Annotated in this window: 23 protein-coding genes and 1 tRNA gene; 11 read left to right on the top strand and 13 right to left on the bottom strand. The window is 70.3% G+C overall.

Annotated features, from left to right (window positions below):
* Window positions 1-8: 8 nt before the first annotated feature.
* Both FIF60_RS00860 and dctP read right to left on the bottom strand, forming a co-directional pair.
* Window positions 9-563: a TRAP transporter small permease gene (locus FIF60_RS00860; protein ID WP_144182830.1), complete on the bottom strand. Its 555-nt coding sequence runs from the start codon at window positions 561-563 to the stop codon at window positions 9-11.
* Between the two features lie 34 nt (window positions 564-597).
* Window positions 598-1,596 (bottom strand): TRAP transporter substrate-binding protein DctP, encoded by a 999-nt coding sequence (gene dctP / locus FIF60_RS00865; protein ID WP_144182832.1) that lies wholly within the window; start codon window positions 1,594-1,596, stop codon window positions 598-600.
* Window positions 1,597-1,808: 212 nt separating this feature from the next.
* Here dctP and FIF60_RS00870 point away from each other — a divergent pair, with 212 nt between their 5' ends.
* The 3 genes from FIF60_RS00870 (at window position 1,809) to FIF60_RS00880 (ending at window position 3,647) form a co-directional block, all read left to right on the top strand.
* Window positions 1,809-2,474 (top strand): PEP-CTERM sorting domain-containing protein, encoded by a 666-nt coding sequence (locus tag FIF60_RS00870; protein ID WP_144182833.1) that lies wholly within the window; start codon window positions 1,809-1,811, stop codon window positions 2,472-2,474.
* 163 nt (window positions 2,475-2,637) lie between these two features.
* The gene (locus tag FIF60_RS00875; protein ID WP_144182835.1) at window positions 2,638-3,327 is read left to right on the top strand and encodes an SOS response-associated peptidase; all 690 of its coding nucleotides are present in this window, start codon (window positions 2,638-2,640) and stop codon (window positions 3,325-3,327) included.
* Window positions 3,328-3,449: 122 nt separating this feature from the next.
* Window positions 3,450-3,647 carry a hypothetical protein gene (locus FIF60_RS00880; protein ID WP_144182837.1) on the top strand — a complete coding sequence of 66 codons (198 nt, stop codon included), beginning with the start codon at window positions 3,450-3,452 and terminating at the stop codon, window positions 3,645-3,647.
* Window positions 3,648-3,736: 89 nt separating this feature from the next.
* Here FIF60_RS00880 and FIF60_RS00885 read toward each other — a convergent pair.
* Window positions 3,737-3,811: transfer RNA gene (locus tag FIF60_RS00885), tRNA-Val, on the bottom strand.
* Window positions 3,812-3,907: 96 nt separating this feature from the next.
* Here FIF60_RS00885 and FIF60_RS00890 point away from each other — a divergent pair.
* From FIF60_RS00890 to FIF60_RS22225, 4 genes are all read left to right on the top strand, one after another.
* Entirely contained in the window at window positions 3,908-4,801 is an 894-nt protein-coding gene (locus FIF60_RS00890) for an N-formylglutamate amidohydrolase (RefSeq protein WP_144183175.1), read from the top strand.
* Between the two features lie 66 nt (window positions 4,802-4,867).
* A complete protein-coding gene (locus FIF60_RS00895; protein ID WP_144182839.1) occupies window positions 4,868-5,482 on the top strand; it encodes a GNAT family N-acetyltransferase in 615 nt (204 codons plus the stop codon).
* A 251-nt stretch (window positions 5,483-5,733) separates the two neighbouring features.
* Window positions 5,734-6,513: a transglycosylase SLT domain-containing protein gene (locus FIF60_RS21880; protein ID WP_204251042.1), complete on the top strand. Its 780-nt coding sequence runs from the start codon at window positions 5,734-5,736 to the stop codon at window positions 6,511-6,513.
* A 66-nt stretch (window positions 6,514-6,579) separates the two neighbouring features.
* Window positions 6,580-6,705, top strand: coding sequence for a hypothetical protein (locus FIF60_RS22225; RefSeq protein ID WP_275426698.1), 126 nt, complete (start codon window positions 6,580-6,582; stop codon window positions 6,703-6,705).
* A gap of 19 nt (window positions 6,706-6,724) precedes the next feature.
* Here FIF60_RS22225 and FIF60_RS00905 read toward each other — a convergent pair whose 3' ends face one another.
* Window positions 6,725-7,855, bottom strand: coding sequence for a CaiB/BaiF CoA transferase family protein (locus FIF60_RS00905; protein ID WP_144182841.1), 1,131 nt, complete (start codon window positions 7,853-7,855; stop codon window positions 6,725-6,727).
* A gap of 146 nt (window positions 7,856-8,001) precedes the next feature.
* Between FIF60_RS00905 and cls the strand changes: the two genes are divergently transcribed.
* Window positions 8,002-9,426 carry a cardiolipin synthase gene (gene cls, locus FIF60_RS00910; RefSeq protein WP_144182843.1) on the top strand — a complete coding sequence of 475 codons (1,425 nt, stop codon included), beginning with the start codon at window positions 8,002-8,004 and terminating at the stop codon, window positions 9,424-9,426.
* A 4-nt stretch (window positions 9,427-9,430) separates the two neighbouring features.
* Here the strand turns inward: cls and FIF60_RS00915 are convergent, their stop codons facing one another.
* Genes FIF60_RS00915 through FIF60_RS00925 form a run of 3 tightly spaced genes read right to left on the bottom strand, consistent with a single transcriptional unit; the run spans window position 9,431 to window position 11,670 of the window.
* Window positions 9,431-9,829: a hypothetical protein gene (locus tag FIF60_RS00915; protein ID WP_144182845.1), complete on the bottom strand. Its 399-nt coding sequence runs from the start codon at window positions 9,827-9,829 to the stop codon at window positions 9,431-9,433.
* A gap of 23 nt (window positions 9,830-9,852) precedes the next feature.
* A complete protein-coding gene (locus FIF60_RS00920) occupies window positions 9,853-11,022 on the bottom strand; it encodes an acyl-CoA dehydrogenase family protein (protein ID WP_144182847.1) in 1,170 nt (389 codons plus the stop codon).
* Between the two features lie 60 nt (window positions 11,023-11,082).
* On the bottom strand, window positions 11,083-11,670 hold the full coding sequence (locus tag FIF60_RS00925) for a LysE family translocator (RefSeq protein ID WP_144182849.1): 588 nt from the start codon (window positions 11,668-11,670) through the stop codon (window positions 11,083-11,085).
* Window positions 11,671-11,769: 99 nt separating this feature from the next.
* On the opposite strand from FIF60_RS00925, the gene FIF60_RS00930 reads away from it, so the two are divergent.
* Window positions 11,770-12,774 carry a 2-hydroxyacid dehydrogenase gene (locus FIF60_RS00930; protein ID WP_144182851.1) on the top strand — a complete coding sequence of 335 codons (1,005 nt, stop codon included), beginning with the start codon at window positions 11,770-11,772 and terminating at the stop codon, window positions 12,772-12,774.
* Here FIF60_RS00930 and FIF60_RS00935 read toward each other — a convergent pair whose 3' ends face one another.
* A complete protein-coding gene (locus FIF60_RS00935; protein WP_144182853.1) occupies window positions 12,775-14,247 on the bottom strand; it encodes an N-acyl-D-amino-acid deacylase family protein in 1,473 nt (490 codons plus the stop codon).
* Between the two features lie 146 nt (window positions 14,248-14,393).
* On the opposite strand from FIF60_RS00935, the gene FIF60_RS00940 reads away from it, so the two are divergent.
* Window positions 14,394-15,746 carry a serine hydrolase domain-containing protein gene (locus FIF60_RS00940; RefSeq protein ID WP_144182855.1) on the top strand — a complete coding sequence of 451 codons (1,353 nt, stop codon included), beginning with the start codon at window positions 14,394-14,396 and terminating at the stop codon, window positions 15,744-15,746.
* Between the two features lie 30 nt (window positions 15,747-15,776).
* Here the strand turns inward: FIF60_RS00940 and FIF60_RS00945 are convergent, their stop codons facing one another.
* Genes FIF60_RS00945 through FIF60_RS00965 form a run of 5 tightly spaced genes read right to left on the bottom strand, consistent with a single transcriptional unit; the run spans window position 15,777 to window position 22,885 of the window.
* The gene (locus tag FIF60_RS00945) at window positions 15,777-17,456 is read right to left on the bottom strand and encodes a hydantoinase B/oxoprolinase family protein (protein WP_408869784.1); all 1,680 of its coding nucleotides are present in this window, start codon (window positions 17,454-17,456) and stop codon (window positions 15,777-15,779) included.
* Between the two features lie 12 nt (window positions 17,457-17,468).
* Window positions 17,469-19,544: a hydantoinase/oxoprolinase family protein gene (locus FIF60_RS00950; RefSeq protein ID WP_144182857.1), complete on the bottom strand. Its 2,076-nt coding sequence runs from the start codon at window positions 19,542-19,544 to the stop codon at window positions 17,469-17,471.
* Window positions 19,544-20,809 carry a hydantoinase/carbamoylase family amidase gene (locus tag FIF60_RS00955; RefSeq protein WP_144182859.1) on the bottom strand — a complete coding sequence of 422 codons (1,266 nt, stop codon included), beginning with the start codon at window positions 20,807-20,809 and terminating at the stop codon, window positions 19,544-19,546. Before FIF60_RS00955 ends, FIF60_RS00950 begins: the two co-directional genes overlap by 1 nt.
* 5 nt (window positions 20,810-20,814) lie before the next feature.
* On the bottom strand, window positions 20,815-22,086 hold the full coding sequence (locus FIF60_RS00960) for a hydantoinase/carbamoylase family amidase (protein WP_144182861.1): 1,272 nt from the start codon (window positions 22,084-22,086) through the stop codon (window positions 20,815-20,817).
* 10 nt (window positions 22,087-22,096) lie between these two features.
* On the bottom strand, window positions 22,097-22,885 hold the full coding sequence (locus tag FIF60_RS00965; RefSeq protein WP_144182863.1) for an SDR family oxidoreductase: 789 nt from the start codon (window positions 22,883-22,885) through the stop codon (window positions 22,097-22,099).
* Between the two features lie 142 nt (window positions 22,886-23,027).
* On the opposite strand from FIF60_RS00965, the gene FIF60_RS00970 reads away from it, so the two are divergent.
* On the top strand, window positions 23,028-24,002 hold the full coding sequence (locus tag FIF60_RS00970; RefSeq protein WP_144182865.1) for a 2-hydroxyacid dehydrogenase: 975 nt from the start codon (window positions 23,028-23,030) through the stop codon (window positions 24,000-24,002).
* Window positions 24,003-24,038 lie beyond the last annotated feature (36 nt).

Below are 24,038 nucleotides of genomic sequence, written 5' to 3' on the forward strand. Positions count from 1 at the left end.
CGGAACGCTCACTCGCCCGAGCCGCTCGCGGCAGTGAGGCCCGCCTCGTCGCGCGGGGCAGACCCGCGCGGCTCGCCGCCCGCGAGCAGCACAAGAAGCTGCGCGAGCGAAACGAGAAGCAGAAGCGCCGCGCCGATCGGAATAAGAAGGTGAAGCCACCAGAGCGGCACGGCCTCGATGTTGGTCGCGATGCCGATCATCCGGCTGAACGAGACCGTCTCGATCCCCTCCCGCAGGAGGATCGCCGCGACCGCGAGCACGGAAAGCACCGAGAGGATGCGCGCCGCCCGCCTCGCCCCGCCGCGCAGCCGGTTCGTCACCACCTCGACGCCGATATGCTCCTCGCGTCGCTGCGTCTCCGCGGCAGCGAGCATGACCAGGGCGACGACGAGCCAGGCAGCGGCATGATCGATCCAGGGTTGCGGCTGGCCGAGGAAGTAGCGCCAGCCGACCGAGGCGCAGACGAGGGCGAAGCAGACGAGGCCAGCCACCGCCCCGAGCGTCGCGGCGACCCGGGCGACAAGGCCGGCGAACCCTTCGAACAGGCGTAGCGCGCGCAGCACGAGCCCCCTCCGCGATGCCGCGCGCGCCCGCCGCTCAGGCCTTCAGCGCCTCGAGAAGTTCGAGGATGCGCGCGCCGCCATCGGGCGCCGCACGCCGGAACGCCTCGATCACCGGCGGCTGCATGGCCGCACGCCACGCCGCCTGCTCCTCAGGCGTCTGGACGTGGATGGTCATGCCCTTGGCGCGGAGCTCGCCCACCGCGGCGGCCGCCGTCTCCTCGGTCGCCGTCACGGCATCGGCCTCGGCCTTCTTCAGGCTCGCCTCGAGCGCCGACCGGGCCGGGGCGGGCAGCCCGTCCCAGAAGCGCGGGTTGACGTAGACCTGCGTGAAGACGCCGAAGAACGGCGTGACGGTGCCGAACTTCTGCACCTCGTAGAAACGTCGGCTGACGGCTGCGGACACGTCCGTCAGGCCTGCGTCGAGCACGCCCGACTGGAGCGCGCCGACGACCTCGGGCGCGGGCGTCGCCGCCGGGGCGGCGCCGACGGCACGGAGGCCCGTGTCGATCAGCGGGTTGATGCCGCGGATCTTCAGCCCCTGGAAGTCGGCGAGCTGGATGATCGGGCGGCGGCCGGAGGTGAAGATCGAGGTGCGCGTGGTGAAGAGCCAGGCGACGGAGCGCACGGCGCGCCTTGCCGTCGCCTCGTCAAGGAACTTCGCAGCGTCGGAGCCGGGGAACTTCTTGATGCGCTCGAGCTCGGTGAACAGGAACGGGATGGTCGGCGCGCTCATCTCGGGGATGGTGTTGCCCCAGGTGAAGTTGGTGGCCACCGCCGCCTCGAAGGCGCCGCGCGCCACGCCGGGGAAGTTCTCCGCCACCTTGGCGAGCTGCTCGGCCGGGAACACCTGCACCGTGACGCCCGCTCCCTTGGCGTTGACGTCCTCGGCGAAGGCGGCGAGCACCTTCGCGATGTGGTGGCCAGGGGGATACTGATGCGAGAGCCGCATCTGCGCCCCCTGGGCGCGGAGCGTCGTCGGCGCCGCGAGGGCCGCGATGCCGGTTGCGAGAATGGTGCGGCGTGTGGCGCGCATGGATTGGTCCTCCCAGATCGACGGGCGACGCTTACGGCGCGCTGGCCCGAGGGTCAATCGTGGCCAGGGTCGGCCCCGGCGCCCTGCACCCTGGCCCTGGGTCCCGGCCCTTGGCTCCTCCCGCGAGGCGGAAGAAGCCGCTGCCCCGTGGATGCGAGGCGACACACGCGTGCCGCTGTGCCGGACCTCGACCCACTACCGGAGGATGATTATTGCTACTCAATCTCGCGTTTGTAGACGATGCGTTGCATTTTCGATATCATTCAATAACCACGCTGACATCGAGGGGGCCAGCGACAGTGAACAGGTCATTGAGCATGGTTGGCGCGGCGCTGATCGCTGCATCCGTTGCGGGGGCGGCGCACGCGAGCTTCCTTGGCAAGGAGATGGAAGCGACCTATCGGTTTCCGGACGTCGGCACGGTGTATGGGTTCGCGACGTGGTCACCGCCGACATTCACGGTTGGCGCAGGGATCGAAACGACCGGCAACGTCGAGAACGTGACCTCGCTGGTGACCGATTTCTCGGACACGTCGCTGCTGATCTCATTCGAAACGGTGCTGACCAACCCGACATGGAACGGTTCCGCGTTCAACGGGCCGGTGTTCAGCCTCACCAGCGGCACGCTCGGCATCGTTTCCGCAAGCGTCGACGGTGCGACGACGATGCCAGGCTTCGACGACGGTCGCGTCACGTTCACCGACACGGACATCCGGCTGGATTGGAACGGCCTCTCCTATGTCGACGGCACGACGATCGCCATCAGCTTCACCTTCAACGGCACGGCGGTGCCCGAACCGGGAGCGCTGGCCCTGCTCGCCTTCGCCATCGGCGGCCTGATCGTCGCATCGCGCCGAGCGGCACCTGCGAGGGCATGACAGGGCCGCATCAGGGCCTGACGTCCGCCGCGTCAACACGCTGAGCCTGGCGATCGTGATTGCGTGGGGGCGCCGTGCCGCGCCGGCGTGCCACCGGAGGCCACCGTCAACTCAGTCTCTCCAACGCTGGGCGCAACGTCGTACGCGTGGAAGAATGCGGCGCATGTGCGGCCGCTACCAGCTCAACCGTCCCCCCGCCGAGATCGCGCGCTGGATGGGCATACGCACCGGCGTGCTGCCGAATGTCGGCCCCCGCTACAACATCGCGCCGACGCAGACCGCACCCGTGGTGCGCCGCCACCCCGAGACGGGCGAGCGGCATCTCGACCTGCTCCGCTGGGGCCTGGTTCCGCACTGGGCGAAGGACCCCTCGATCGGGGCGAGGATGATCAACGCGCGGTCGGAGACGATCGCAACCGCGCCTGCCTTCCGCGACAGCTTCCGGTCCCGCCGCTGCCTCGTTCCGGCGGATGGCTTCTATGAGTGGAAGGGCGAGAAGCCGCCGAAGCAGCCCTATGCGATCGCGCGCGCCGACGGCGGGCCGATCGCCTTCGCCGGGCTCTGGACAGGCTGGCGCGACCCGGCGAGCGGCGAGGTGCTGCGAAGCTTCACGATCGCGACGACCGAGGCCAACGCGACGCTGCGCCCGCTGCACGAGCGCATGCCCGTGATCCTCGGCGAGCAGGACTGGCCGGCCTGGCTCGGCGACACGGAGGCCGGGCCGGACGCGGTGCAGGCCCTGCTTCGCCCCTGCCCCGACGATTGGCTCCGCTGTTGGCCAGTGTCACGCCGCGTCGGCAACGTGCGGGAGGACGACGCCGGGCTTCTCGAGCCGGTCGAGCCGGCGGGGTGACGCCTAGCTCAGGCTCCGCGGCCTTGCGCGAGATGTCGTTGGGCCAACGGGCCAGGGGCATGATAAAAGCCGTGTAAAGCCCTATATCCGGGGGAATTGGTGCCAGGGATCAGGAGGGGGGAGTGACACCCGACGACTCGACGATGGGCCTCGCCGTCGAGGCATCGAACGCCATCCGCACGGCGGCGACGGCACTCAACGAGGCAATCCGGCGCGGCGCACGCCTCGGCGTGACGACGCGGATCGAGATCCAGCAATCCGTCCGGATCGGCGAGGCGCCGCATGACCTCGCCTATGTCGAGACGACCGTCCGCACGTGACGGCACACGCCGAAGCTACGCTCCGGGCAATCGCGGTTCATCTGAACTCAGGGGGCGCGGGTCAGGACCGATGGCGTGCCGGCCGGTCCTGGTGGGCGCGAGAGGGATCGAACCTCTGACCCCCACCGTGTCAAGGTGGTGCTCTCCCGCTGAGCTACGCGCCCGCCGTCGCCGCCTATAGCCGCCGCACGCGCGGGGTGCAAGGCGGAGCGTGTCATGGCCGGTGACAGCCTTTGCGCGTGATGCTTTCATCGCCGCCGATGGACCTGCCGCTGTCGCACCTCACCGACGCGTCGCACCGCGCGCCCGAGCCGGCCTTCACCGTGCTCGCGCCGGAAGCGCAGCGCGCGCCGGTCGTGTTCGCCTCTCCGCACTCTGGGCGAAGCTATCCGGACGAGTTCATCGCCGCTGCGAGGCTCGACGCGCATGCGCTGCGGCGGAGCGAGGACAGCTTCGTGGAGGAGCTGTTCGAGGCGGCCCCTCGGCATGGCTGCCCGCTCATCCACGCCCTCTTCCCGCGCGCCTGGTGCGACGCGAATCGCGAGCCGTGGGAGCTCGACCCCGCGATGTTCGACGAGGCCCTGCCGGGCTACGTCAACGCAGCGAGCCCGCGCGTCGGCGCAGGTCTCGGCACGATCGCGCGCGTGGTCGCGACGGGGGAGACCATCTACCGCCGCAAGCTCTCCTTCGCCGAGGCGGAGGCGCGCATCGCCACCTGCTGGCAGCCCTATCACGACGCGCTCGCCGGGCTCATCGATGCCACGCGGGCGCGGTTCGGCGTGTGCGTGCTGGTCGACTGCCACTCGATGCCGACCCTGCCCGGCCAGGGGCGGAGCCGGCAGCCGGACATCGTGCTCGGCGACGCGCACGGCACCTCGGCAAGCCCCGTGGTGATGCGCCGCCTCGAGGAGGCGCTGCTCGAGGCGGGGTTCAGCGTCCGGCGGAACGACCCCTATGCGGGCGGCTTCGTCACCCGCCATTACGGGCGCCCGCGCGAGGGGGTGCACGCGGTGCAGATCGAACTCGCCCGCGCCCTCTACATGGATGAGGAACGCATCACCCGCTCCTGCGGCTTCGCGCGGCTCAGCGCGCGGCTCGAGGCGGTGATCGGCCTGCTCGCGCGCGAGGACTGGTCGATGCTCCGACGAGGCTGATCGCACCCGGGCGGCAACGCCCTCACCGCCTCGTCCGAGCCCCCTCTCCTCACAAGGTCCACCGCCATGAATGCCGAGACGATCGCCGCCCACCCCGCGCGGAGCCTCGCCACGCCCGCCGCCGAGCCTGCCTCGCCCGCCCTCCGGCCCTCGACCGATGCCGACCTTCCAGCGATGCACGCGATCTACCGCCACCACGTGATGACGGGCCTCGCGAGCTTCGAGGACGAGCCGCCCTCGCTCGAGGAGTTCGCGCAGCGGCGCGCGGCGGTGCTCGCGCTCGGCCTGCCCTGGCTCGTCGCCACCGCGGGGGAGGGCGGGGAGATCCTCGGCTATGCCTATCTCGGCCTCTACCGGCCGCGCAGCGCCTACCGCTACACGGTGGAGGACAGCGTCTATGTCGCCCCGCAGGGTGTTGGGCGTGGCGTCGGGCGGAGGCTGATCGCGGCGCTGGTCGAGCAGGCGGCCGCGCTGGGCTACCGCCAGGTCCTCGCGGTGATCGGCGACAGCGGCAACCTCGCCTCGATCCGCGCGCATGCGGCCTGCGGGTTCCGCGAGGCAGGCCGGCTCGAGGCGATCGGCTTCAAGTTCGGCCGCTGGGTGGACAGCGTGATCATGCAGCGCACCCTCGCAGACGGGGCAGAGACCATCCCGTCCGGCCCGCCCGCGCATCGGCGCTGAGCGGGCAAAAAAAATGGCCGCCCGTGAGGGCGGCCAAGTTTAGGGAGGAAACGTCCAAGAAAGACAGCATGGCCGAAGCCGTGCTGCGCTGCACAAACTAGTCTTTGACCCTCCGGGCTTCAAGGTTTTTTTGCACCGCAGCATCTGCATGGCGTCCTGACCCCGACGCATGGGTCCGCTCCCTTGCGCAGGCGCCGCTCATCCACGGGGCGGGCCTGCCGCAGTGGCACGGCGGCTGCAATGCCTGGCCCATGACACCGATCCCACGCCTCCTTCCCCTGCTTGTCGCGACGCTTGGCCTGGTCGCGCCCGCCGCGGCCACGACCCTGCCGGCAAACGCGCAAGCCGATGATCCGACACGGCTTTGTCGCGCCGCCATCCGCACCGCCGAGCGTGCGGCCGGCATTCCCCAGGCGCTTCTCTCGGCACTCGGGCGGGTGGAGAGCGGCAGGCGCAACCCGGAGACCGGCAATTTCGGCCCCTGGCCCTGGACCATCAATGCCGAGGGACGTGGGCAGTTCTTCCCTACCAAGGCGGAAGCGGTTGCCGCGGTTCGGCGGCTCCAGGCCGAGGGCGTCCGCTCGATCGACATCGGCTGCATGCAGATCAACCTGCGCCACCACCCGAATGCCTTCGCGAGCCTCGAGGACGGCTTCGACCCCGCCAAGAACACCGCCTACGCGGCGCAGTTCCTGACGCAGCTCTACGAGAACTCGAAGAACTGGCTCCAGGCGGCCTCGCACTACCACTCGCAGACGCCCGAGTTCGCCCAGGCCTATCAGCGCCGGGTGATGGCCGCCTGGCCCGAGGAGAGCCGAATCGCGGCGGAGGAGTTCCGCCAGACGCAGCTCGCCGCCTGGGCCCAGCGCCCGGCGCCGCAGCAGGCGGGGCCGGGCGGGCTGCTCAACAATGGCGGGATGGGCCGTATCCAGGCCGCCGCGACCGGTCGGAGGCTCGATGCCTACCGTGCCGCGCCTATCGCCCCGGCCTTCGCCCCGCGCCGGGTCGCGGCGTTCCGCCGCGCGCCTTGAATCCGACACGTCCGCTCGGGCATGATTGCGCGTCCGGGTCGATCCACCGTCCGCAAGGAGCGTCAGATGCGCCTCGTCGCCGCCCTCGCCCTCCTCGTCGCGCTTGCCGCCCCCGCCCTCGCGGGACCGTGCAACGAGGCGCCGCCGGAGCCGAAGACCTCCGCCCTGCCCTCGCCCGCCTCGCCGGCCTAAGCCTCCCTCGACCTGAGCCTCAGCCGCCGAACTCGGCCCTGATCGCCGCCGAGTGCTGGCCGATGGCCGGCACCGGACCATAGTCGCGCGCACCTTCGGCCCAGCGGACCGGCGGCGCGGCATAGGCTACCTCTCCACCTGGCGTCGCGACGCTCACCCGCCTCAGCGCAGGGTGGCGCGAGAAATCCGCGACCTCGTTGACGAAGCCATAGGCGGTGCCCGCCCCGTTCAGCCGTGCGGTGATGCCGGCCCGGTCGAGCGAGGCGAACTCGGCCGCGATCCGCGCATCGAGCGCGGCGCGGTTGCGCACGCGCGCGACGTTCGAGGCGAAGCGCTCGTCGGTCGCGAAGCCGGGGTCGCGTATCACCTCGCGGCAGAACGACACCCATTCCCGCTCGTTCTGGATCGAGATCAGCACCTGCCCGCCATCGGCAAGGGTGAAGGCGCCATAGGGCGCGACGGAGGGGTGGGCGAGGCCGATGCGCGGGGGCGCGCGGCCGGTGCCCTCGTAGGTGAGCAGCGGCACGTTCATCCAGTCGGCCATGCCGTCGAACAGCGAGACGGCGAGGCCCGCCCCCTTGCCCGAGATGCCGCGCTGCAGAAGTGCCTCGAGCACCCCGGCATAGGCGGCCATGCCGCAGGCGATGTCGCACACCGAGGCGCCGACACGGCCCGGCCCCTCCGCCCGCCCCGTCACGGAGCAGAGCGCCGTCTCTGCCTGCACGAGAAGGTCATAGGCCTTCATCTGCGCGTATTCCCCCTCCTCGCCGTAGCCGGAGATGTCGACGGTGACGAGGCGCGGATACTTCGCGCGAAGCTCGGCCGAGCCGAAGCCCGCACGGGCCGCGGCTCCGGGCGCGAGGTTCTGAATGAACACGTCGGCCTTGGCGAGGATCGCGTGCAGCAGCGCGGCATCCTCCGGCTTCTTGATGTCGGCGACCAGGCTCTCCTTACCGCGGTTGAGCCAGACGAAGTAGCTCGACATGCCCTTCGCGTAGTCGTCGTAGCCGCGCGCGAAGTCGCCCTCGGGCCGCTCGATCTTGATCACGCGCGCCCCGGCATCGGCGAGCTTGCAGGAGAGGAACGGCGCGGCGACGGCCTGCTCGAGGGTGAGGACGGTGAGGCCCTGCAGGGGCTTCGGTGCGGTCATGGTCGGCGTCTCCGGCGATACGGACGGCTCGGGCAGGAGCGTTGGGGAGGGTGGGGGGCGGCACCATAGAGCGCACCCGCCTCCCCTGGCCAGACGATGCGGGGCGCTCGGCGCGGGCTGCCGGTTCTGCTACGTCTGGGGGCATTATGCTGATCGCGATCCATATCCTGCTTCAGCTCGTCTGCATCGGGCGGGTCCTGCTGCGGCCGATGCGCAATCCTTCCACGCGCATCGCCTGGATCGTGGTGATCCTCGCCATCCCCTTCCTCGGCCTGCTCGCCTATGCCCTGCTCGGCGAGATCACGATCGGCCAGTCGCGGCTGCGGCGCATGCTCGGCGTGATCGCGAGCCTGCCCGATCCGGCGGACGCGCCCGGTTACGATGCCGTACGCAGCGTCGAGATTCCCGCGCGGCACGAGGCGCTCTTCGTCGCCGGCCGCTCGCTCAGCGGCTACGACCCCGTCGGCGGCAACCGCGCGGAGATCATGCCTGACACCAACGGCATGATCGACCGCGTGGTCGCCGACATCGACGCGGCGACCGATCACGCGCATCTCCTGTTCTACGCCTGGCTCGATGACCGCAACGGACGGCGCGTTGCCTCCGCGCTCGCGCGCGCGGCGCGGCGCGGCGTCGCCTGCCGCGTGATGGTCGACGATCTCGGGTCCTGGGGCATCACCGAGAGCGGGCTCTGGTCGGAGATGGAGGCGGCCGGGGTGAAGCTCGGCGTATCGCTGCCGCTCGGCAACCCGTTGCTCAGGCTCGCCAAGGGACGGATCGACCTGCGCAACCACCGCAAGGTGATCGTGATCGACGACCGCATCACCTATTGCGGCAGCCAGAACTGCGCCGACCCCGAATTCGGCGGCACGCCGCCCTGCGCGCTCTGGGTGGACACGATGATGCGCTTCGAGGGGCCCATCGCGCGGCAGTGCCAGCACCTCTTCGCCGGAGACTGGATGACCTTCGTGAAGGAGGACATCTCGGAGATGCTGACGCGCCCGCTGCAGCCGTCGCGGGGCGACGTCACGGCCCAGCTCGTCGCCGCGGGCCCGGGGCTGCGGCACGCGACCATGCCCGAGATGTTCCAGAGCCTGATGTATGCCGCCCGCCGCGAGCTCATCATCAGCACGCCCTACTACGTGCCGGACGAGCCTCTGCAATCGGCGCTGTGCGCTGCCGGCTGGCGCGGCATCGACGTCACCATCATCCTTCCGGCGGAGAGCGACCACTGGGTCGTCGCCGCCGCCGGGCGAAGCCACTACCAGGAGCTTCTGCAGGCGGGCGTGAAGGTGCGCGAGTTCACCGAGGGGATGCTGCACGCCAAGACGCTGACGCTCGACGGCGAGGTCGGGCTGATCGGCTCGGCCAATCTCGACCGCCGCAGCTTCGACCTCAACTTCGAGAACAACATCCTCTTCACCGCCCCAGCCGCCGCCGGCGCGCTCCGCGAGCAGCAGCTCCGCTTCATCGGCTGCTCGCGCGCGGTGACGGCAGACCACGTCGCCGAATGGCCGGCCTGGCGGCGGCTCGGCTACAACGCCGTTTCGCTGCTGAACCCGCTGCTGTGACGGCTCAGCCGAAGATGACGGCGAGGCTCGGCGCGTCGCGCACGAACTCGGCGGCCGTCCGCAGCACGCCGAACACGACCGCGACCTTGGCCAGGATCGCCCAGACCTGCCTGCCGCCGCGCCCGACATGCGCCGAGGCGGAGCGCCAGATTCCGACGGCCTGCCAGGCGGTAACGACGAGGCCGCCGATGACAATGAGGGCGATCAGCAGCCTGATCGTGGTGATGCCGAGCGCGATGCCGCGCGTCTGGATCAAGTAGCCGACCGCGAGCGTCACCGCGAAGACGATCAGGCCGACGGCAACGCCGTTGATCCAGTAGGCGAAGCCGAGGCCGAAGCCGCCGCGCCAATGCGTTGCGAGATAGTCGCCCGGGCCGGAGACCCGGGCGAGATTGTCGCGCATCCCCGCCACCGGCGCGCGGTGGGCTAGTACGACCGCGGCATGCCGAGCACGTGCTCGGCGATGTAGGAGAGGACGAGGTTCGTCGAGATCGGGGCGACCTGGTAGAGCCGGGTCTCGCGGAACTTGCGCTCGATGTCGTACTCCTCCGCGAAGCCGAAGCCGCCATGGGTCTGCACGCAGGCCTCGGCAGCGGCCCAGGAGGCTTCCGCCGCGAGCATCTTCGCCATGTTCGCCTCGGCGCCGCAATTGATGCCGGCCTCGAACTTCTCGCAGGCGTCCTTCACCATGAGTTCCGCCGCGCGCCACTGCGCATAGGCGCGCGAAATCGGGAACTGCACGCCCTGGTTCTGGCCGATCGGGCGGTTGAACACGCGGCGGTCCTTGGCGTAGGCGACCGACTTGTCGGTGAACCACTTGGCATCGCCGATGCACTCGGCAGCGATCAGGATGCGCTCGGCGTTCATGCCGTCGAGGATGTAGCGGAAGCCCTTCCCCTCGACGCCGACCAGGTTCCCGGCCGGGATCTCCATGTTGTCGAAGAACACCTCGCACGAATTGTGGTTCATCATCGTGCGGATGGGGCGGATGGTCAGCCCCTTGCCCAGCACCTCCTTCATGTCGACGATGAAGGTCGACAGCCCCTCGGTCTTCTTCGACACCTGGTCGCGCGGCGTGGTGCGGGCGAGGAGCAGCATCAGGTCGGAATGTTCCGCCCGCGATGTCCACACCTTCTGGCCGTTGACGATGTAGCGGTCGCCCTCCTTCTTCGCGGTGGTGCGAAGCGAGGTCGTGTCGGTACCGGAGGTCGGCTCAGTCACGCCGAAGGCCTGAAGGCGAAGCCGGCCGGCCGCGATCTCCGGCAGGTACTTCTTCTTCTGCTCGGGCGAGCCGTGCCGGAGGATGGTGCCCATGATGTACATCTGCGCGTGGCAGGCGGCACCGTTGCAGCCCTGGCGCTGGATCTCCTCGAGGATCGCCGCCGCACCCGAGAGCGGCAGGCCCGCGCCGCCATACTCCTCGGGGATCAGCGCCGCGAGATAGCCCGCCTCCGTCAGCGCCGCGACGAACTCCGTCGGATAGCCGCGCTCGGCGTCGAGCTTGCGCCAGTACTCGCCGGGGAACTGCGCGCAGAGCTTGGCCACCTCACCGCGCAGGTCGGCCCAGGCATCGTCACGAAGAAGCGTCTGATCCATCGGTCGGGGTCCTCCCGCCCCGGGATTAGGGCGCGCGGGGAGCCCTGGCAAGGCCACGGGTCAAATGAACACGAGCACGATGGAAGCGACCAGGAGGAGCGCCATAGTGACGTTGAAGGCGCGAAGCCGAGCGGGGCTGTCGAGCAGGTAGGCAGCGCCTCGCCCCACCACCGCCCACACCGCGAGCGCCGGAAGGGACACGGCGAGGAAGGCCGCGGCGATCATCAGCGTGTCAGCAAGAACGTCTCCGCCCGGGCGGGAGAAGGCGGGGATCGCGGCGAGCGCGAGCATCCAGGCCTTGGGGTTCACCCACTGGAAGGCAGCGGCCCCGAGGAAGCCGAGCGGCGGCTTGCCCGTCCCCTCCCCCGGCGCGCCGGCGCGCGCGATCTTCCACGCAAGCCAGAGAAGCCAGGCCGAGCCGATCCATTTCAGGACGAGGTGAAGCGTCGGGCTCATCGCGAAGGGGCCGGCGAGGCCAAGGCCGACGAGCACGATCATCGCAGGAAAGCCGAAGGTGATGCCGAGCATGTGCGGCAGCGTGGCGCGCACACCGTGATTGGCCGCAGAGGCAGCGACCATGATCACGTTCGGCCCCGGCGTCACCGATGACGCGAAGGCGAAGGCGAGCAGGGCCGGCAGCACGTCCATGCCGGACATGATGGGGCAGCGGTGCTGTCCTTGTCGCGTATGGCCGCTTCGTAGCCGCGCATGCGAGGTTTGCCCGCAATGCAACGCTCGGGAGGTCGCATGCGCACGGCGATGTTCAGCACAAAGCCCTATGACCGGCGGAGCTTCGAGGACCAGGGCCCGAACCACGAGATCGCCTGGCTCGAGCCGCGCCTATCGGCCGAGACGGCCTCGCTCGCGCACGGGTTCGAGGCGGTGTGCCTGTTCGTCAACGACGACGCGAACGCCGACGTGCTGAGCATCCTCGCAGGGGGCGGAACGAAGCTCGTCGCGCTTCGCTGCGCGGGCTTCAACAATGTCGATCTCGCCGCGGCCGAGCGGCTCGGCATCGCCGTGGTGCGCGTGCCCGCCTATTCGCCGCACGCGGTGGCGGAGTTCACCATCGGACTGCTGCTTGCGATCGTGAGGCGCATCCACAAGGCGTATACGCGCACGCGGGAAAGCAACTTCGCGCTCGACGGGCTGCTCGGCTTCGACCTTCACGGCAGGACCGCCGGCATCATCGGAACGGGGCGGATCGGCGCGATCGTCGCGCGCATCCTCGCCTCAGGCTTCGGCTGCCGCGTGCTCGCGCATGACATCCACCGCGACGGCACGCTCGAGGCGGCAGGCGTGCGCTACGCGACCATCGACGAGATCATCGCCGAGAGCGACGTGATCTCCCTCCACTGCCCGCTGACGCCCCAGACGCATCACCTCCTGAACCCTGCGAGCTTCGCGCGGATGCGCGAGGGGGCGATCGTGGTCAATACCTCGCGCGGCGCGCTGATCGACACCGAGGCGGCGATCGAGGCGCTGAAATCGGGCCGGCTCGGCGGGCTCGCGATCGACGTCTACGAGCAGGAGGCAGACCTGTTCTTCGAGGACCTCTCGGCGGAGATCATCCAGGACGACACGCTGCAGCGCCTGATGATGTTCCCGAACGTGCTGGTGACCGGCCACCAGGCCTTCTTCACGCGCGAGGCCCTCGCGGCGATTGCCAAAACCACGCTCGCCAACATCGCGGATTTCGCCGCGGGGCGCGAGCTCGCGAACGCCGTGCGCGCAGCCGCCGTGCGAGGATGATCAGACGGCGTTGGGGTTCCTGATCAGGCGCCCGGCGCGTTCGCGCGTCTGGCCGATCTCGTCGCCCCAGCGATAAGATTCGACGCCGTTGACCCACACGCGCTCGATACCCTGGCTGGGGCGGATCGGGTCCTCGAAGCTCGCGCTGTCGATCACGGTTGCGGGGTCGAACAGAACGAGGTCGGCGTGGTGGCCAGGGCGGATCAGCCCGCGGTCGGGGATGCCGAAGGTCTCCGCCGTCAGCCCCGTCATCTTCCGCACCGCATCCTCGAGCGTGATGAGGCCGAGGTCGCGCGCGTAGTGGCCCAGCACGCGCGGGAAGGTACCCCAGAGCCGCGGGTGGGGGAAGCTGTCATGCGGCAGCCCGTCCGAGCCGATCATCGAGCGCGGGTGGGCGATGATCCGCCGCACGTCCTCCTCGTTCATCTGGAAATAGACGGCGCCCGCGGGAAGCAGCTTCGCTGCCGCCTCGGCCCGCGTCATGCCCCATTCCGCCGCGATCTCGGCGAGGTCCCTGCCCTGCATCTCCGGGTGCGGCACCGACCAGGTGACGACGACGCGCACCTCGTCGCGAAGCCGTTCGGGCATCAGCACAGTGCTCGAGGCCGGATAGGGATAGACGTCGAACGACACTTTCTGCGTCGCCGCAGCGCGGTCGACCCGCGCGAGCGTCTCGGTCGAGCGGCCCCAGTTGGCGGGGCCGGTGCACTTAAAGTGGCTGATGATGACAGGGACGTTCGATGCCCCGCCGATGGCGAGCGTCTCCTCGATGCTGTCGAGCACCCGGTCGCCCTCATCGCGCATGTGGGTGGCGTAGAGGCCGCCGCGCGCGGCGAGAGCCTGGGAGATAGCGATCACCTCGTCGGTTGGTGCCGCGATCGCCGGCGGATACCAAAGCCCCGTGCTCATCCCCCACGCGCCCTGCGCCAGCGCCTCGTCGAGCCGTGCGCGCATCCGCTCGGCCTCGGCCTCGGTCGCGGCCCGGGTGAGCTCGCCATCGCCCATCTCGCGCACGCGAAGCGTGGTGTGGCCGACGAAGGCGATGGCGTTGACCACAGGCCGCTCCCGCTCCAGCGCGTCGGCGTAGGAGGCGAAGCTGTCGAAGCGCCACCAGCTCTCGTCGCCAAGCAGGTCGAGCGGCGGCGGGGGGCGCATCTCGCGCGTCAGGGGCGAGAGCGAAACCCCGCAATTGCCCGCCACCACCGTCGTCACGCCCTGGGTCAGCTTGCAGTGCATGCACTCCGCGCCGCAGAGAAGCGCGCGGTCGTCATGCGTGTGCGCATCGATGAAGCCCGGCGCGACGACCTTCCCCGTGCCGTCGATCTCGTTGTCCGCGCTCGTCGCCGAGCAGTCGCCGACCGAGACGATCCTGTCGGCCGAGACCGCGACATCGCCTTGGAACCGTGGCGCGCCGGTGCCGTCGATGATCGTGGCGTTGCGGATGATCGTGTCGCAGCGGAACAGCGTGGCCATGCGCGGTACCCTCCCGGAAAACCGGCGCGATCATGCCGCCGCGGCAGGGTTTCGGCCAGGGAGAGGCCGGTTGCGCAACGGCCCACTCGCGCTATGGTTGTGGAGCCAGGGCGGTCAACACCCGGCGATCCCCGAGGAGGACATCCATGACAACCCCATTCCTGCCCAGGCGCGCCGCCCTTGCCGGAGCCGGCCTAGCACTTCTGGCTGGCGGCAAGGCGAGTGCGCAGATCCAGCTCGCCCAAGCCCCGCAGGCCGCCGCGCCCACAGCATCACCGGCCGTCACGCCATCGGCCACCTCCGACGCGGTGCGCGGCTTCTCCAAGGCGCGGCTCGCGCGGATCCGCGGCGTGATGGAGGCAGAGGCCGCGCGCAACTCCTTCCCCGGAGCGGTGACGCTGATCGCGCGCCAGGGCGAGGTCATCCATCTCGAGGCGCATGGCCATCTCGACGCGGCCAAGACGAAGCCCTTGACGACGGATGCGATCTTCCTCCAGGCCTCGATGACCAAGCCCATCGTCTCGACGCTCGCAATGATGCTGGTCGAGCAGGGGCGGATGAAGCTCGACGACCCGGTGCACGCCTACCTGCCCGAGCTCGCGGAGCTGAAGGTGGAGATGCGCCGCGCCGGCGCCGAGCCGGAATACGTCCAGCCGACGCGGCCGCCGACCATCCATGACCTGCTGCGCCACTCTGCCGGCTTCATCTACGCAAACCCCGCCTCGCCGTCGGCCGCCATCCGCGCGGCCTACGAGCGGCACGACATCGAGGCACGCAACGGGCCGGTGCCGACGCGCACGATGCTGCAGCAGCTCGGCACCATCCCGCTCGCCTTCCAGCCTGGCACGACGTTCCACTACTCGATCGCGACCGACGTGCTCGGCCTCACCCTCGAGCGCGCCGCCGGCATGCGGCTCGACCGGCTTCTCGCGCGCGACCTCACCGGCCCGCTCGGCATGGCCGACACGACCTGGTTCGTGCCCGAGGCAAAGCGCGCCCGCGTCGCCGAGGCGCCGACGACCGACCCGCAGACGTCGCGGATGTGGCGCAGCTACCGCATCACCGAGGATCCGGGCGATGCCTCCTACTTCAAGGGTGGCGCGGGGCTCGTCTCGACGGCGGCGGACTATCACCGCTACGCGCAGATGATCGCCAATGGCGGCGTGTTCGACGGCGTGCGCTACCTCTCGCCCGCCACCGTACGGTTCATGCTGTCGAACCACATCGTCGGCATGGCAGGCACACCGGCCGGCTCGACCGGCCCTGGCTACGGCTTCGGGCTCGGCTTCGGCGTGCGCCTCGATGACGGGATGGGCACGGCGGCGGGAAGCCCGGGCGATGCGATGTGGGCCGGCGCCTGGGGCACCAGCTTCACGATCGACCGCGCCGAGGGCCTCGTCGCCATCCTCATGGCGCAGGGACCCTCGAACCGCTTCCGCACGCGGATGATCTTCAAGAACCTCGTCTACGGCGCGATGACGGAGAGCCTTCGCGCCTGAGCCCGGACCGGGCCGGCTGGCGCGCCTGCGTCATCCGGTCCAGCCATACTCCGCCTTCGCCCGCTCGGACGTGATCAGCCCGTCCGCCACGTCGCGGGCGATGAGGTCGCGGTCACGCTGCTTCGGGTCGCCCATGCCGCCGCCGCCGGGAAGCAGGAGCAGGAGCCGCTCGCCCTCCGGAACGGTCTGGAAGCCCTTCGTGCGCAGCGTCTTGCCGGATTTGAGCGCGACGACGCCGGCGGCACCATCGCCCCCGCCCTTGCGGCCGCGCGGGGCGTTCGCCACCCGGTCGAAGATCGCGTTGACCGCGAACTCCGCCTCGCCCTTGGTGCCGATCTCCATGATCTGGCCGAAGCCGCCGCGCGTGCGGCCCGCGCCGGCGCTGTCGGGGCGAAGCTCCTTCTTCCAGAACACGACCGGCGCGACATTCTCCGTCGCCTCCACGGGCATGGTCCGCACGCCGGAGGGAAAGGCGATGCCGGAGAGCCCGTCCTGCGTCGCGCGCGCGCCGGTGCCGCCGGAGTTGAAGGTGATGATCTCGAAATCCTCGACCTTCGCGGCCTGGCCCGACACCTGGGTGCCGCCACGCAAAGGCGGGTTCCAGAGGCAGGAGGAACCCTCCGCCGCGACGCGGTCAGGCACGGCCTGCACGAGGCAGCCCATCATCAGGTCGGGCAGCAGCTGGCCGGTGACGTGGCGCACCGCCACCGGATAGGGGCGCGGGGCGTTGAGGATGCAGCCCTCGGGGATCTTCATCCGGAAGGGCTGGAGCGAGGCCCAGTTGTTCGGGATCTCAGGTGCCACCACCACCTTGATGCCGAAGCAGGAATAGGCGCGGCAATAGGCCGGCGGCACGTTGATCGCGCGCGTCGACAGGCCCGAGGTGCCTGCGAAATCCACCTCGATCGTCGCGTCGTTCACCGTCATCGCGGCGGCGAGCGTGACCGGCGCCTCGTAGCCGTCAGACTGGATCGTCGCGCTGTAGGTACCCTTCAGAAGCTTCGCGATCTCTGCCTCGGTGGCGCGGAGCGAGGCCTCGAAGATCGCCTCGGCAAGAGGGTCGAGCCCCTCCATGCCGAACTCCTCCATCATCTCGATCAGCCGCTTCGCCCCCGCATCGTTGCAGGCGCAGAGCGAGTAGATGTCACCCTCGAGCTCGACCGGCGTGCGCGAGCCAGCACGGATGAAGTCGAAGAAGGTCTCGTTCGCGCGGCCTTCCTCGAAGCACTTCACGATGGGGATGTAGAGCCCCTCCTCGAACACCGACCGCCCCTCGGGCCCCATGCCGAGGCCGCCGATGTCGATGATGTGCGCGGTGTTGGCGAAGAGGCCGACGATGCGGCCGTCCTTGAAGGCGGGGGTGACGACGGTGAGGTCGTGCAGGTGGCCCGTGCCGAGCCAGGGATCGTTGGTGATGTAGTGGTCGCCGGGCTTCATCGTCTCGGCGGGGAACTTGGCGAGGAAATGCGCCACGCTCTCCATCATCGAGTTCACGTGGCCTGGCGTTCCCGTCACCGCCTGGGCGAGCATGCGGCCCTTGAGGTCGAAGATGCCTGCCGAGAGGTCTCCCGCCTCGCGCACCGTCGTCGAGAAGGCGGTGCGGATCATCGTTTGCGCCTGCTCCTCGACGACGGCGATCAGGCGGTTCCACATGATCTGCGTCTGGATCCTGGCGAGCGCAGAAAGCTCGTCATTGGCCATCTGGTGCATCGTCGCTGCTCCTCAGGCGTTGCCGCGCGTCAGGCGGATATAGCCCATGCCGTCGATCCTCGCGGTCCAGCCCGGGCCGACGAGGGTCGAAGTCTCGTCCTCTGCGATGATCGCGGGGCCCGAGAGCGTCGAGCCCGGCGACAGGCTTGCCCGATCATACACCGCCCAGTCCGCCACCGTCCCGGTCGCGGTGTCGCGCACGGCCTGGCTGCGTGCCGGTTCGGCTGGCGCCGCCGCGCCCGCCTCCGGCGCTGGGGAAACCGGTTCCGGAACGGTCGCGATCGTCACGGCGAAGGAGAGGATCTCAACATCGGAGCCCGGAACCGGCCGGTCGTAGAACGAGGTGTAGAGCCGGTCATACTCGGCGCGGATGGCGGCAACGTCGGCCTCCGTCAGCACCCGCGCAGGGATCGGCACGGCGATCTCGTGCCCCTGGCCGACATAGCGCATGTAGGCGAGGCGGTGCTCCTCCATCTCCCGCCCCTTCGCGCCGACGGCGACGACCTCCGAGGCCTCGCGGCTCATCGCGCCGAGCAGCGCGTTCACCGCTGCCACGTCGAAGCTCGAGAAGCGCTGGTAGAGGCTCTTGACCACCTCGTAGGCGACGGGCGCGCGCAGGAACCCGATGGCGGAGCCGACGCCTGCGCCCGAGGGCACGAGCACCGAGGTGACGCCGATCTTCTCCGCCACGCGGTAGCCGTGCACCGGCCCGCCGCCGCCGAAGGCGACGAGGGTTCGGCCCGCGAGGTTCTTGCCGCTCTCGATCGCGTGCACGCGCGCGGCGTTCGCCATGTTCTCATCGACCATCTCGACGACGCCGAGCGCTGCCATCTCGGGCGCGAGCCCGAGTGCCGTACCGACGGCGCGGCCCAGCGCATCGCGCGCGGCATCGGGGTAGAGCTTCAGGTAGCCTCCGGCGAAATGTGCGGGGTCATAGCGGCCGAGGGCGAGGTTCGCATCCGTCACCGCCGGCAGCGTGCCGCCACGGCCGTAGCAGGCCGGCCCTGGGTCTGCGCCCGCGCTCTCGGGGCCGACGGCGATGCGGCCCATGCTGTCGACATGCGCGAGGCTTCCGCCGCCCGCGCCGATCTCGACCATCTCGATCACGGGGATGCGCAAGGGCAGGCCTGAACCCTTCTTGAACCGCCCGACGCGCGCGACCTCGAAGGTGCGCGAGGCCTGCGGGCGGTAATGGTCGATCAGGCAAACCTTCGCGGTCGTTCCGCCCATGTCGTAGGAGAGCACGTCCTCGAGCCCGACCTCGCGCGCGATGTGGGCAGCGAAGATCGCACCGCCCGCCGGCCCGCTCTCGACCAGGCGGATCGGGTAGCGGCACGCGGTATCGACCGTGGTGAGACCGCCTCCCGACAGCATGAGGAACAGCGGCGCCGTCAGCCCCGCCTCGTGCAGTCCGCTCTCGAGCTTGCGCAGGTAGCGGCTCATCAGGGGCTGCACATAGGCGTTGGCGACCGTTGTCGAGAACCGCTCCCACTCGCGCATCTCGGGCGAGACCTCGGAGGAAAGGCTCACCGGCACGTCGGGCAGCTCGGCCTCGAGGATCTCGCGCACGCGGCGCTCATGCGCGCCGTTGACGAAGGCGTGCAGGAAGCCGACGGCGATGGCCTCGATGCGCTCCTGCTTCAGGAGGGGAACGAGCGCGCGCACGGCCGCCTCGTCGAGCGGCTTCAGAACCGCGCCAGTGTTGTCGAGGCGCTCGGGCACGGGAAGGCGAAGCCGCCGGGGAACGAGCGGCTCGGGAAGGGTGATCTGCAGGTCGTACTGGTCGTAGCGCGCCTCGTTGCCCAGCGCGAGAACGTCGCGGAAGCCTTCGGTGGTGATCAGCGCGGTGCGCGCGCCCTTGCGCTCGATCAGCGCGTTGGTCGCAAGGGTGGTGCCGTGGATGACCAGGCCGATATCGGAAGGCGAGAGGTTCGCGTCCTTGAGAATGGTGGCCACGCCGTCCAGCACGCCCTTCTCGGGTGTCGCGGGCGTCGTCAGCACCTTCGCCGTCCAGCGCTTCTCGCCATCCTCGAGGGCGAGGTCGGTGAAGGTGCCGCCGATATCGACGGCAAGCCGCGCGGTCGCCATCAGCCCGCCACCCCCGCAGCCCAGGTCGTCACGACCGCGCAGGCCCGCGCGAAATCTTCCATACGCATTTCCTCATCGGGGTTGTGGCTGCCGTTCTGGTTGCGAACGAACACCATGCCGGCCGGCACGCCGGCGGCAGCGAAGGCGGCGGCATCGTGCCCGCCGCCCGAAGGCATGACCTTGTGCGCGATGCCGAGCGCGGTCGCGGCGCGGACGAGCCCGTCCTGGATCGCCTTGTCCATCAGCGCCGGCGAGGAGCCCGTCTCGGCGCCGAGCTCGACCCTTACGCCGCGGCGCGCCTCGATCTCCGGGATCATCGCGTGCAGGGCGTCGAACAGCGCGTCGCAATAGGCGGGTACCACGCTGCGTACGTCGAGCTGGAACCGCGCCTCGCCGGGGATCTTGGTGAACCCCGCCTCCTCGGTGGTTGCGAGCACGCAGAAGGTACACACCATCTCGCGCCCCGCCGCGTCGAGCCGCGCCCATTCCTCGTCGAGCCTGTGCGCAAGCTCCGCAAGCGCGATCGCTGCGTCATGGCGGTAGCGGCGCGGGGTCGCGCCCGAATGGTCGTACCTGCCGACGACGCGCGCGGCACGAAGCCTGCGCGAGCCGGGCACGCCGGTGATGATGCCGACGGGGATGCCATCGCTGTCGAGAACCGGGCCCTGCTCGATGTGCAGCTCGAGGAAGGCCGCGACGTTGTGCGGCCCGAGAACCGCCTTGCCTGCGCGCGCGGCCTCGGGGTCGAATCCCTCCTGGCGCATGTGCTCGGCGAGGCTCCGCCCGCTGTCCTGCCGCCTGACGTCGAGCTCCTCGGGCTTGAGCCGCCCGAGCGCGCCGCGGCTTCCGGGATAGGAGGTCGGGAACCAGGCCCCTGCCTCCTCAGCGCGGATCGCCATGACGGTCACGTCGCGCGCGGGCGCGAAGCTCGCGCGCTTCATTCCTGCGACGGCCGCGAGCCCCGCGAGCACGCCGGCCGCGCCATCGAAGTTGCCGCCTCGCGGCACGCTGTCGAGATGGCTTCCCATCAGCACGGCGGGGGCCGACCGGTCCGCCCCCGGAAGGGTCAGGTAGAGGTTGCCGACATGGTCGGTGCGCGCCTCGAGGCCGAGGCGCTCGCCCTCCTCCCGCACGAGCGCATGGGCGATGCGCTCGCCCGGCCCGAAGGCCTCGCGGGTGATGCCGACGCCGTCATGCGTGCGTTCGCGCAAGGCGCCGAACAGCCGCTCGGCAAGCTCGACATCGGGGGTCAGGTTCGGTCGCATCTCTCTCAGCCCTGGTGGGTCGCGGCGAGCGTGGCCAGGATCCGCGCGGCCTCGGCGAAGTCGGCCATCTCCATCGCCTCGTCGGGGTTGTGGCTGCCGTTCTGGTTGCGGATGAACAGCATCGCCGCAGGCACGCCCGCCTCGTGGAAGGCAAGCGCGTCATGCCCGCCGCCGGAGGGCATCTCGTGGCACGCGATGAACCGTGCCGAGGCACAGTCGCGCAGCCGCTGCACGAGCGCCTCGTCGAGGAAGCCGGGCCGCGGCCCCGTGTCGGGGCCGAGCGTCACCGTCACGCCGTGCTTCGCCTCCGCCTCGGCGATCAGCTCGTCGAGGATGTGGCGCATGCGCGCGAGCGCGGGGAGATCGACGCCACGGATGTCGAGGGTGAAGCGCGCCTCGCCAGGCACGCGGCTCCATGTCGCCATCGCGGGGTCGACGCCGATGACGCCGAAGGTCGTCATGATGCGGTGGCCTTCCGCCTCGAACCGGTCCCAGCTCGCGTTGATGCCGGCGACGATGTGGGCGAGTGCTGCCACCGCATCGCGGCGCACGCGCTTCGGCGCGCCGCCGACATGGGCGTATTCGCCGGTGATGCGCGCCTGTCGGAACCGGTAGCCGCCGCTGATCGCGGGGACGATGGCGACCGCGCGATCGACCTCGATCAGCTCCGGCCCCTGCTCGATATGCGCCTCGACGAAGCCCGCGATGCGCTCCGGGTCGAGATGCCGCCGCCCGGCGGCGATCGCGTCCGGATCGAAGCCGAGGGCGCGCATGTGCTCGGCGAGAGTGCGACCGGTGTCGGAGCGCTTCAGCGCGAGCGCGTCGGCAGGAAGTCGCCCGAGTGCGGCCTTCGCACCTGGGAAGGAGACGGGGAACCACACCGTCTCCTCCGCCCGCGTCATCATCACCGCGACGTCCGCTTCCGGGCGATGGTTTGCCTTCACGAGGCCCGACAGCGCGGCAAGCCCCGCGAGCACACCCGCCGCACCGTCGTAGTTGCCGCCATGCGCGACGCTGTCGAGATGGCTTCCGATCAAAAGCGTCCTGCCGCCCTCCGCCTTGCCAGGCAGCGTGGCGTAGCTGTTGCCGGCGAAGTCGCGGGTGACGGCGAGCCCCGCTTCCTTCGCCGCCTCGATGCACAGCGCATGCGCACGCTCCTCGCCCGGCCCATAGGCATCGCGCGTCACGCCAGGCGGGTCGAGGCTCGCCTCGCGCAGCGAAGCGAACAGCGCCTCGGCAAGCGCGAGGTCGGGTTCGAGGCGAGCCTCGTGCTTCACCCTGTCGCCCTCAGAACGACCGCACGATGCCGCCGTCGCAGCGGATGATGCTGCCCGTGATGTAGGAGGCGCGTTCCGAGGCAAGGAAGGTGCCCACCGCGCCGTACTCCTCCGGCGTGCCGATGCGGCCGGCGGGGATGAGCGCCGCGCGCTTGGCGAGCGCAGCCTCGAAGGTGATCCCCTCCTTCTTCGCCATGAACCCGGCCGTGTCCTTCGTCCGGTCCGTCAGGATCGAGCCGGGGGCGAGGATGTTGCAGGTCACGCCATCGGCGGCGACCTCGTTGGCGAGGGTCTTGTTCCAGCCGACGATCGAGGCGCGAAGCGTGTTCGAGAGAACCATGTTCGGCAGGGGCTGCACCATGCCGGAGGAACCCACCGTGATGATGCGGCCCCATTTCCGCTCCCGCATCGCGGGCAGGAGGCGCATGGCAAGCCGGATGGGTGCGACCACCATCTTGCCGAACTGCTCCTTGAGCGCGGCGAGGTCGAGGTCGAGCGCGGGGCCGACAGGCGGGCCGCCATGGTTGAGGATGAGGATGTCGACGCCCCCCATCTTCGCGACGGCAGCGTCGGCGAGCGCATCCATGCCCGCCTCGTCCGACACGTCGGCCGCGATCGCATGGGCCGGGGCGCCGCTTTTCCCCGAGAGCTCCTTGGCCAGCGCCTCGAGGGCTGCGAGGTCGCGGCTCGCGAGCGTCAGCGTCGCGCCCTCCCCGGCCAGCCCCTCGGCGATCGCGCGCCCGAGCCCCTTCGAGGCGCCCATGACCAGCGCGCGCTTGCCCTTCAACCCGAGATCCATCCGGCCCTCCCATGCGTAAGGCCGGGCATCCTAAGGGCCATCGCCGCCGGGGCAAGCCCGGGCCAGGCAAGGGCGGGGCTTGCGCCGCGGGTGCCGTTGCGCAAGAAGGCCCGGCTCGCACGCCACCGGGAGGCCCGAGACGATGGACCCACGCCCCAAGCCGCGCCTTGCGCTGACGCGCCTCTTTCCGCCCGACGTCATGGCCCGGGCCAGGCGGAGCTATGCCGTGGTGGCCGAGAACCCGGACGACATCCCCGCCGATGCCGACCGGATCGTCGCAATGGCGGCCGAGGCCGACGCGATCTTCTGCGCCGCCGGCGACCCTCTGGGGGCCGACACGATCGCCCGCCTACCAGGCTCGGTGAAGGCCATCGCGACCTTCTCCGTTGGCACCGACCATATCGGCCTCGATGCCGCCAAGGCGCGCGGCATCGCCGTGACGAACACGCCCGACGTGCTGACGGAGGCGACGGCCGAGACCACCATGCTCCTCCTGCTCGGCGCTGCGCGGCGCGCGGCGGAGGGCGAGCGGCTGGTGCGCGAGGGACGCTGGACGGGATGGACGCCGACGCAGCTGCTCGGCCGCCAGGTTTCGGGCAAGAAGCTCGGGATCCTCGGCATGGGCCGCATCGGCCGGGCGGTGGCGCGCATGGCGCGCGGCTTCTTGATGGAGGTGCACTACCACAACCGCTCGCGCCTTCCGGAGGAGCTGGAGGCCGGCGCGATCTACCACAGCGATGCCGCGGCGATGCTCGCGCAGATCGACATGCTTGCGCTGACGGCACCGGGCGGCGGGCCGCTCACCAACTGGCTGAACGCCGAGCGGATCGCGCTGATGAAGCCTGGAACGGTGGTGGTGAACTCGGGCCGCGGCACGCTCGTCGAGGACAATGCGCTGATCGCCGCCCTGAAATCCGGCCACGTGGCCGCGGCGGGGCTCGATGTGTTCGCCAACGAGCCGCAGCTCGACCCGCGCTATCGCGAGCAGGCCAACACCTTCCTTCTGCCGCATCTCGGCAGCGCGACGGTCGAGGCGCGGAACGCCATGGGCTTCCGCGCGCTCGACAATCTCGACGCCTTCTTCTCGGGAGACCAGCCGCCTGACCGCATCGCCTGAGGGCGGCTCGTTCCCTCAGGCGCCGGCCGCGCCGTC

Source organism: Elioraea rosea (assembly GCF_007644105.1).
Classification (GTDB): domain Bacteria; phylum Pseudomonadota; class Alphaproteobacteria; order Acetobacterales; family Acetobacteraceae; genus Elioraea_A; species Elioraea_A rosea.

Excerpts from the sequence above, each read along its gene's own strand:
- FIF60_RS00965 (WP_144182863.1), bottom strand. The coding sequence starts at position 22,885 with ATGGATCTCGGGTTGAAGGGCAAGCGCGCGCTGGTCATGGGCGCCTCG.
- FIF60_RS00875 (WP_144182835.1), top strand. The coding sequence starts at position 2,638 with ATGTGCGGCCGCTACCAGCTCAACCGTCCCCCCGCCGAGATCGCGCGC.
- FIF60_RS00935 (WP_144182853.1), bottom strand. The coding sequence starts at position 14,247 with ATGGCCACGCTGTTCCGCTGCGACACGATCATCCGCAACGCCACGATC.
- FIF60_RS00925 (WP_144182849.1), bottom strand. The coding sequence starts at position 11,670 with ATGGACGTGCTGCCGGCCCTGCTCGCCTTCGCCTTCGCGTCATCGGTG.
- FIF60_RS00970 (WP_144182865.1), top strand. The coding sequence starts at position 23,028 with ATGGACCCACGCCCCAAGCCGCGCCTTGCGCTGACGCGCCTCTTTCCG.
- FIF60_RS00940 (WP_144182855.1), top strand. The coding sequence starts at position 14,394 with ATGACAACCCCATTCCTGCCCAGGCGCGCCGCCCTTGCCGGAGCCGGC.
- FIF60_RS22225 (WP_275426698.1), top strand. The coding sequence starts at position 6,580 with ATGCGCCTCGTCGCCGCCCTCGCCCTCCTCGTCGCGCTTGCCGCCCCC.
- FIF60_RS00920 (WP_144182847.1), bottom strand. The coding sequence starts at position 11,022 with ATGGATCAGACGCTTCTTCGTGACGATGCCTGGGCCGACCTGCGCGGT.
- FIF60_RS00950 (WP_144182857.1), bottom strand. The coding sequence starts at position 19,544 with ATGGCGACCGCGCGGCTTGCCGTCGATATCGGCGGCACCTTCACCGAC.
- FIF60_RS00930 (WP_144182851.1), top strand. The coding sequence starts at position 11,770 with ATGCGCACGGCGATGTTCAGCACAAAGCCCTATGACCGGCGGAGCTTC.
- FIF60_RS00915 (WP_144182845.1), bottom strand. The coding sequence starts at position 9,829 with ATGCGCGACAATCTCGCCCGGGTCTCCGGCCCGGGCGACTATCTCGCA.
- cls (WP_144182843.1), top strand. The coding sequence starts at position 8,002 with ATGCTGATCGCGATCCATATCCTGCTTCAGCTCGTCTGCATCGGGCGG.
- FIF60_RS00955 (WP_144182859.1), bottom strand. The coding sequence starts at position 20,809 with ATGCGACCGAACCTGACCCCCGATGTCGAGCTTGCCGAGCGGCTGTTC.
- dctP (WP_144182832.1), bottom strand. The coding sequence starts at position 1,596 with ATGCGCGCCACACGCCGCACCATTCTCGCAACCGGCATCGCGGCCCTC.
- FIF60_RS00895 (WP_144182839.1), top strand. The coding sequence starts at position 4,868 with ATGAATGCCGAGACGATCGCCGCCCACCCCGCGCGGAGCCTCGCCACG.
- FIF60_RS00905 (WP_144182841.1), bottom strand. The coding sequence starts at position 7,855 with ATGACCGCACCGAAGCCCCTGCAGGGCCTCACCGTCCTCACCCTCGAG.
- FIF60_RS00890 (WP_144183175.1), top strand. The coding sequence starts at position 3,908 with ATGGACCTGCCGCTGTCGCACCTCACCGACGCGTCGCACCGCGCGCCC.
- FIF60_RS21880 (WP_204251042.1), top strand. The coding sequence starts at position 5,734 with ATGACACCGATCCCACGCCTCCTTCCCCTGCTTGTCGCGACGCTTGGC.
- FIF60_RS00945 (WP_408869784.1), bottom strand. The coding sequence starts at position 17,456 with ATGCACCAGATGGCCAATGACGAGCTTTCTGCGCTCGCCAGGATCCAG.